An 8,363-nucleotide genomic window follows, 5' to 3' on the forward strand; every position below is an offset into this window, starting at 1 on the left:
GGGCAAATAGTCTCGTGCGGCCACAATTTGCTCAAAAAGCTACCCAAATAGTCAAGGATGGGTAGCTTTGTCCATAAATTAAGTTACAGTTCCTAACCCATTATCTGAGCCTAAACACCGACATATTTGCAATCGAAACTTACGTCGGTAAAACGATCGTAAACTCACTACCTTTACCCAACTTCGATCGCACCGAGATACTCCCACCCATCCCTTCTACCAACGTTTTGACGATCGCCAAACCCAATCCATGTCCGTCACTAGCTACTTGAATCCCAGCCTGTGGCAAGCGAGTCCGCGCTTCATCTACCCGATAAAAACGTTCAAAAATCCGACTTTGATCCTGAAGCGGAATCCCCACCCCCCGATCGCGTACCCGAATCATTGCCTGTCCGTCAAAACGATCGATACTCAAGATAATCGGTTGCTCTGCTGCTGAGTATTTCACCGCATTATCGATTAAATTGATTAATACCTGTTGGAGACGGTCTCGATCGGCAATTGCTTCGATACTGGCTGTCGCCTCGACACGGATCGTTCGATCGCTATATTTCTCCGTCATATGGGCGATTTCTGCTACCACATCATTGAGTGACAAACGTTCGAGATGGTAGTGTGCATATCCACTATCGGCTCGCGCTAAGTTCAACAAATCCTGAAGCAGTTGCACCGTGCGCTCGGCTTCTGATGCCGCTGTAGAGAGGGCTTCTTGCTGGTAATCGTTTAAATTGGTACTGCGGCGGAGGACGCTTTGCAAATAACCCACTACCACCGTTAACGGTGTGCGTAACTCATGGGAGACATTGCCGACGAACTGACGCTGATTTTCCCAAGCATCCGCCAGCCGTGCCAGCATCATATTAAAAGTTTGAGCCAATTCCTTGACTTCACTCGGAGCCTGAGTGAGTTGCAACTGGGCTTTGTTCAAATCTGCTGCCGAAATCGCCCCAGCAATCTGGCTTATTTCTTGCAACGGTTGAAGCGATTGGCGAATGCGCAAGGCGATCGCAAAGATGGTGGCGATGGTTGCCAAACAGCAGACGGCAGCTAGCCCCTGGATGGCGGCAATGAGTTGGTTTTGTTCTGATGTGACATCCTGTGCCATATAGACCTTGCCCAGGGGATTGTTCCGCGCTGTGACTGCCCCCCGATACAAAATTAGATAGCGATCGCCCACTGGGTACACCTGGGGTTTGAGCGGCATATCGGCGATCGACATCACTTCATCGCTCACTTGACTCGATTGCGCCAGAAGCTGCTTACCATCGGTACTTTTGACCCAAATTGCCAATCCGGGCACCGAGACATTATCGATCGTTTTTTGCAGCCCCGTGGCAACTGGCAACATCTCGCTATAGAGTTCGACATCGCGGGGAAACCGAGTAGCAATATACTCCACTTGCTGAGTATGTGTGGTAATCAAAAGCTGCTGCATTTTCCAGCTCGTCCACACCGCGACGCTGCTCAAGCCCAGAATTGACAGCAGCGAGATTTCTACGGTGAGCCGAAATTGCAACGATGCCGGATCGAAATGTTGCTGCTTGATTTTCTGGAGCTTCGCTCTAAATCTATCGATCGGTTGCATTGGAAAACCTTGTGGTGCAGTATTTTCAACCGAAATTGAGTGTCACTATTCTTATTTTATCATTATTGCGCTGACATCCTAGCCATAAATGATTTTGATCTAAACATTAGCTGAGAAATTCAAGAAATTATCCTACCAATTACTTATCATTTTCTCATGAGAAACTCTGTTTACCAGAAAAATGGGTTTAAAGCCCCGTCCTTTGAGGACGGCTTTACAAAGTGTCTTGACGGATTGTAAAAGGAATGTATAATGCAGCAAGGAGGTGATGCAACTGTTTAATCTGGCGTATGAGTTTAAGCTAAAACCAACAACGTCACAAGTTCCCATCTTTGACGATTGGTTGGAGCAATGTCGCCGTGTCTACAACTATGCTTTGAGAGAGCGTAAAGACTGGTACAAATCTCGCAGTTGTCGGATTGACGCTTGTTCCCTTCACTCGGAATACATTATTCCAGCGGATACACCCAGACCGACCTATTCAAGCCAATGTAAAGCGCTAACTGCGTATCGAAAAAGCAGCCACCAACTAAAGCAAGTTCAATCGCAGGTGCTGCAACAAACTTTACGTCTCTTAGAAAAAGCGTTTGTCAGTATGTGGGAACAAGGACACGGATTTCCCCGCTATAAAAAAGTCGGGGCTATGCGTTCCTTCGTGTTCCCGCAGATGGGTGTTGGGGCGATTGAAAACTCAACGGTAAAATTGCCTGTTATAGGCAGTGTTAAATTTCGTCAATCTCGCCCCATTCCAAGCGGTGCAACAGTCAAACAAGCTAGAATCGTCAGACGAGCTTCTGGCTGGTTTGTAATGCTAACCTTGCAATGGGATGTCAGTGTACCGCAGGCAATGCCCCACGGTTCATTCCTTGGAATTGATGTCGGAATTCTTCACTTTCTAGCAACTTCTAGCGGGAAAACCTACCCAAATCCACGACCTTTTCAGACGCTCCAACGCAAGCTTAAATTGCTGCAACAGCGAGTATCAAGAAAAGTAAAAGGGTCAAAAAACCGAAAAAAAGCGCAAGTAAAAGTGAGTAATCTGCATGAAAAAATTGCGAGTATCCGCAAGGATTATTATTGGAAGTTAGCTCATGAGTTGTGCGACAGTGCAGGTTCAATGTTTGTTGAGAATTTAAACTTGGTAGGATTGGCTCGCGGTATTCTCGGCAAACATTGTTTAGATGCGGGATGGGGGCAGTTCTTCCAGATTCTTGAACAATGCTGCTTGAAGCGCGGGGTATTTTTTCTCAAGGTAGATGCTAGAAAAACCAGCCAGATTTGCCCGAATTGCCTCACAGAAACCGACAAGAAAGAACTGTCCGAGCGAGTTCATTCATGCGGACATTGCGGATATCAAACAGATAGAGATGTCGCAGCAGCACAAGTAGTCTTAATTAGAGGACTTGCAGCCGTAGGACATACGGTCAAGATGCTTTCCGAGGGTAAAGCGGTTGCGCTCCCGGTGACGAAAGAATCCCCGTCCTTATAGGACGGGGAGTGTCAATGGGTGTATTTTTGAGTCAGGTAGGCATTAAACGGCAAGCCAATTGTCGGCAACGAGTCGGTGCTGTCGATCTCGAACAATCGATCGAATCCAAAATGGGATTCAAAGGAATTTAGCAAGCACCATGATTGACTTTCCTGGCTACCAAGCGATTGAGAAATTCTACGAAAGCTCTAGATCGGTGCTGTACCGAGCGCGACGCTGTACGGATCTCGTGCCTGTCATCCTCAAAATATCGAATCGAGAATCTCAGTCACCCCAAGAGATCGATCGATTCCAGTTGGAATACGATATTTTGCGAAGCTTAAATATTCAAGGTGTAGTTACAGCTTACGCTCTAGAAACTTATCCAGAAAATTCTGTCATCGTCCTCGAAGATTTCGGTGGAAAATCTCTTCCAATGTGGCTGGTCGAGCGAACATTTAACCTAGTAGGATTTCTGAATTTAGCAATTAGGCTAACATCAATCTTAGGAGAAATTCATCAGCACAACATCATCCACAAGGATATTAATCCATCTAATATCGTCTTCAATCCCACCACGGGACAGGTGAAGATAGTTGATTTTGGACTCGCTACCATACTATCGCCAGAAAATCCCCTAGTTCGCGATCCCAATTTGCTCGAAGGCACTCTTGCGTATATTTCCCCAGAGCAGACAGGGCGAATGAATCGATCGATCGATTATCGAACTGACTTCTATTCATTAGGTGTGACATTTTATGAATTATTAAGCTATCGACTGCCATTTGAAACGACGGATGCGTTAGAACTCGTCCACTGTCATCTTGCCAGAGAGCCACTCCCACTCCATCAAATCGATCCAGCAATTCCCCTGCCACTGTCCGATTTAGTGATGAAGTTGATGGCAAAAAATGCCGTAGATCGCTATCAAACTACCGATGCTATTTTGGTGGATTTGCAAGCGTGTGTGGATCGAATCGATCGAACTAGCAGTATAGCAGAAAAAGTTACCGAACTCGACAAAACCTCAACTATTACTAAGAATCACCTTGCTTCTACCAGTAACACTACCGGATCGGCAGCACTCGATCTAGCAGCACTAATGAAAGCATCTCAAGCACTTGCTGGCGAAATTGTGCTAGATAAATTGTTAGCAAAATTGATGACAATCGCGATCGAAAACTCTGGCGCACAGCGCGGCTGTTTGCTCTTGCAAAGTAATGGCGAACTAGAAATTGCCGCAATTGTCGAACCCCAAAATGTATCGATTTTACCAGCGATTCTCCTCGATAGTGAAGCTGGTAAAAATTTAGTTTCGCTGGCGATAGTCAATTATGTTGCAAGCACTCAGGAAAGCATCGTCCTCAATCGAGCCGTAACAGACTCTAGATTCGATCGAGATGCCTATATTCGCGCTCGTCAGCCGAAATCAATCCTTTGTACCCCACTGATTTACCAGGGTAAACGTGCGGGTATTTTATATCTAGAAAATAATTTAACGACAGATATTTTTACCCCCCAACGATTAGAAGTTATCCAGTTTCTGTCTACTCAAGCAGCAATTTCTCTCGATAATGCCCAACTCTATAACCAACTAGAATTGCGCGTACAGCAACGCACGATCGAATTGACACAAACGAACGACAGACTTCAATCCGAAATCTTAGAACGCCAAAAATCTGAGCAAATCCTCAGATCGATCGTTGAAGGTACCGTTTCCGCAACTGGTGTAGACTTCTTTCGATCGCTTGTCCGTTCCCTCGCCCAAGCTCTCGATGTCCGCTATGCCTTTATCAGCGAGTGTATGGATGCGCCACCTACTCGCGTGCGGAGTTTTGCCTTTTGGCAGGGAAATGAATTTGGCAACGAGTTCGAGTACGCTCTCCACGGTACGCCCTGCGAGCGGATTATTGGTAGTAATAGCTATCAGTGTTTCCCCGCCCAGATCCAGAGCTTATTTCCTGAAGAAAAGGATGAATTGGAGGCAATGGAAGCACAGAGTTATGCTGGCATTCCATTATTGACTTCGATGGGCGATCTGTTGGGACATTTGGCGGTACTAGATGACAAGGAGATGGAATCTAACGAGCGCACGCAGGCAATTCTAGAGATTTTTGCAGCACGGGCGGCAGCGGAGATGGAACGTCTGCAAGTAGAAGATGCCCTGCGAGTTTCGGAAACCAAGTTCTCGACAGCGTTTCGCTCCTCTCCAGATGCGATCGCCATTAGCACCCTCAACGATGGTTGCTACATCGAAATCAATGATAGTTGCTTGCGGATGCTGGGATATCACCGCGAGGAAATGCTCGGACGCAGTACCCTGGAACTGGGGGTGTGGGCAAATCCAGCCGATCGAATCGCGATCGCCCAACAGTTGCAGCAACAAGGTACCGTCAGCAATCTAGAGATCTCGTTTCGCCGTAAATCGGGGGAGATTTTCCCGACGTTGTTTTCTGCCGAGGCGATCTACTTGGAGGACGAACCATGCTTATTAGCGGTAGCGGCTGATATTACTCTACTTAAACAAGCCGAAAAAGCGTTAGCTAGACTAGCCGAAATTGGCGAACTAGCCGCCACGATCGTCCATGAGGTACGAAATCCTCTCACTACGATTTTGATGGGCTTAAATGCCTTTAAAAAACTCCAACTCTCCGAGCGATTTCAAGAGTATCTAGCTCTCTCATTAGACGAAGCCGATCGACTGCAACGCTTATTGAGCCAGATTTTACTCTATTCCAAACCCCAGACACTCGATCGATCTCGACTGGAACTAAATAGCTTCATCTTAGAAACGTTAAGTACCTTACAAACTATCCCTGCGGCTTTGGGAAAACAGCTTGAATTTATCCCGATCGAACCGATTTATGTGTTGGTCGATCGAGATAAATTCAAGCAAGTAATCATTAATTTGATCGTTAATGCCTGCGAAGCAATAGATATCGGCGATGTTATTACCACTAAGCTCGATCGAACCGAACATCACCGCGTTTGTCTGCAAATTCATAATGGTACGCCAATTCCTGCCGATATTTTGCCACGATTGACACAGCCTTTTTTTACAACCAAAGCCAGTGGCACGGGATTGGGTTTGGCGATCGTCAAACGGATTGTGGAAGCTCACGATGGGGAGTTTAGGATTGAGTCGGGGGAGGAAATTGGATCGATCGTCACAGTGAAATTGCCAACTATGTTGTCTTAGAAATACCTCGAATACTATAGAACCCATTTGAGATCTTTGCTGGCGATCGGAGATCGTCAGCTAGAGACGTTTACACGGTTACAGTGACACTCCAGCCAAAGAAGATCGATCTTAATTTTATCTAACGGTTCGGTTCAGCGGCAACCAACTAACTTGAACGATAGACAAAAAAGTTTCGCTCGCCGCTGCAACCGAATTGTTATACAGATTTACCAGCATTTAATTCAAGTACAACCATCGCTATAACTTCCTAGCAGTTATACTGTAAGTCATTGGTATTTTAAATTTTTCCTGGGCGATGAGGTTTGGAAAAGCATTCCAATATTCATCTGAGTGTTCGCCAAGATACTCTATCATCAAACCCGCCTTCACGGTAGTGCCCTGAAGGAAAGGATCAGAGTAAGTTATAATTAGAAATAAGTGTTTGCCATTGCATGATCTGACATTAGAAATTCATTGTTGCCCTAATTGTGGTTCAGAAGAAGTTAGTCGAAACGGTCAAACTCGGCATCATAAACTTTCATTATAAATGCCGAGAATGTGGTCGTCAATTTGTTTTAAATCCAGCAGGTCAGCCTATTACAGAAGAACAAAAAGAGTTAATGTCACGGATGCTACTTGAACGTATTTCTCAGGCAGGAATTGCTCGGGTACTTCAAGTGTCAGAAGATACAGATGGATGAGTTATGGTCATTCGTTGATAGTAAAGGCAATCAGCAGTGGGTCTGGCTGGCATTGGATGCCCAGACTAGGGAAATTGTTGGTGTACATATTGGAGATCGTAGCGCAGTATCGGCTCAATATCTATGGAATTCAATGCCACCAGTGTACCGTCAATGTGCAGTAATTTATACTGACCACGTTTTGTGCTTATGATTCTGTATTGCCCAGCAAACGTCATCAAAGCGTAGATAAAGATAGTGGTTTTACTAGCTATATCGAGCGCTTCAACTGTACTATTCGACAACGAGTGTCTCGACTGGTAAGAAAGAGCCTAGCCTTCTCTAAAAAATTAGAAAATCATATTGCCGCAATTTGGCGGTTTGTGCATCATTACAATGCTAATTTACAACTCTAAATCCCTACTTTTATTTGAATTCAGTTTTATTCTCTCGATCCTTTCCTTCAGGGGACTACCCGTATTTAGCTCGCCCGTAACTTTCGATATCGACCCATGTATCAGCACCGCAAATCACGGCACAAATTGAGATGGTAATAATATCAATTAATTGATGATGTTTCGTCCGCTCAATTCTTGGATCTTCTCAGTCAGCAAAATGGTCGGCGATGGTGATTTTAGGTTTAAGTTTCATGCAGGGCAAACTCTAATTAAATATTTTTTGAGTAATCAAGAACCATCCTCCAATATACCATATTCTGTTAATATAAAATTTAGATGCGTTCGCCCTGTGATAAACGTGAGCTAGTCTTTGGGCAATCGCACTTTTTGACCTGCTTAGTTTAAACTCCAATTATCAAGCTTATGACGAAAAACTGTCATTTCTGGTCATAGGCCTGACAATCAACAGATAAAGACAAAAACCATTATTTTGTCCTATAACCCTTGCCAGAAAAGCGTTATAGCCACAAGTTTTTAGACCTGAATCCTTACTTTCAACTTAAAGTGCGGAATGTGGGTTACATCAATTTAGTAAGCAGAGACAACCAATCACCCTTTCCAATTTCGGTTGAAACCGCATCACCTTAAATTTGGGGCAATTGGATGGCAATCGCCTGTAGCCGGAGCCGAGCGCCCCTAGCCGCTTGCCCATAGCCCGAGCGGGTCTCAATCGCGGGCGATCGTCAAAAGATCTCAAAAGGGTTCTATATATAGTAGTAGTAGCCATTTTACCTCTCAACGATTCTACCGACCCTTCATGACAGACGGCGGTCAAAAACTGACATTGGGGGTAAAAAAGCAGGTTCTGGCGTTAAAGAGGAACGAGCAATCGGATCTCGGAGCATCGAGGAACACCCAAAAACCTTACGGTGTATAGATTAAGCGAAAGATAAAAATTATTTTCGCAAAACGCTTGACAAGCCCTTGCGAAATAAGTATATTAATAAAGCGCCAGAGAGAGAGCGGTTCACACCGCGAACTTAAGGCACAG

At 45.1% G+C, this 8,363-nt stretch carries 6 protein-coding genes and 1 pseudogene; 5 read left to right on the top strand and 2 right to left on the bottom strand.

Annotated elements, in window-relative coordinates:
• Positions 1-139 precede the first annotated feature (139 nt).
• Entirely contained in the window at positions 140-1,585 is a 1,446-nt protein-coding gene (locus JGK14_RS33255) for a sensor histidine kinase (RefSeq protein WP_293199302.1), read from the bottom strand.
• Positions 1,586-1,853: 268 nt separating this feature from the next.
• Between JGK14_RS33255 and JGK14_RS33260 the strand changes: the two genes are divergently transcribed.
• From JGK14_RS33260 to JGK14_RS34165, 5 genes are all read left to right on the top strand, one after another.
• A complete protein-coding gene (locus JGK14_RS33260) occupies positions 1,854-3,074 on the top strand; it encodes an RNA-guided endonuclease InsQ/TnpB family protein (RefSeq protein ID WP_325315978.1) in 1,221 nt (406 codons plus the stop codon).
• Positions 3,075-3,213: 139 nt separating this feature from the next.
• Positions 3,214-6,252, top strand: a complete 3,039-nt coding sequence (locus JGK14_RS33265) for a protein kinase domain-containing protein (protein ID WP_325315979.1) — start codon at positions 3,214-3,216, stop codon at positions 6,250-6,252.
• A gap of 470 nt (positions 6,253-6,722) precedes the next feature.
• On the top strand, positions 6,723-6,935 hold the full coding sequence (locus JGK14_RS34155) for a hypothetical protein (protein WP_442921502.1): 213 nt from the start codon (positions 6,723-6,725) through the stop codon (positions 6,933-6,935).
• The gene (locus tag JGK14_RS34160) at positions 6,928-7,128 is read left to right on the top strand and encodes an IS1 family transposase (protein ID WP_442921503.1); all 201 of its coding nucleotides are present in this window, start codon (positions 6,928-6,930) and stop codon (positions 7,126-7,128) included. Before JGK14_RS34155 ends, JGK14_RS34160 begins: the two co-directional genes overlap by 8 nt.
• Positions 7,106-7,330 carry an IS1 family transposase gene (locus JGK14_RS34165; RefSeq protein ID WP_442921504.1) on the top strand — a complete coding sequence of 75 codons (225 nt, stop codon included), beginning with the start codon at positions 7,106-7,108 and terminating at the stop codon, positions 7,328-7,330. The genes JGK14_RS34160 and JGK14_RS34165 overlap by 23 nt, the downstream gene beginning before the upstream one ends.
• A gap of 64 nt (positions 7,331-7,394) precedes the next feature.
• Here JGK14_RS34165 and JGK14_RS33275 read toward each other — a convergent pair.
• A pseudogene (locus JGK14_RS33275) lies at positions 7,395-7,565 on the bottom strand (transposase family protein); the annotation flags it as partial.
• Positions 7,566-8,363 lie beyond the last annotated feature (798 nt).

It is taken from the genome of Microcoleus sp. PH2017_28_MFU_U_A, assembly GCF_020738035.1.
Classification (GTDB): Bacteria; Cyanobacteriota; Cyanobacteriia; order Cyanobacteriales; family Microcoleaceae; genus Microcoleus.

What these genes read in the sequence shown, in the direction of transcription:
- JGK14_RS33255 (WP_293199302.1), bottom strand. Translation starts at nt 1,585, where the DNA reads ATGCAACCGATCGATAGATTTAGAGCGAAGCTCCAGAAAATCAAGCAG.
- JGK14_RS33260 (WP_325315978.1), top strand. Translation starts at nt 1,854, where the DNA reads ATGCAACTGTTTAATCTGGCGTATGAGTTTAAGCTAAAACCAACAACG.
- JGK14_RS33265 (WP_325315979.1), top strand. Translation starts at nt 3,214, where the DNA reads ATGATTGACTTTCCTGGCTACCAAGCGATTGAGAAATTCTACGAAAGC.
- JGK14_RS34160 (WP_442921503.1), top strand. Translation starts at nt 6,928, where the DNA reads ATGGATGAGTTATGGTCATTCGTTGATAGTAAAGGCAATCAGCAGTGG.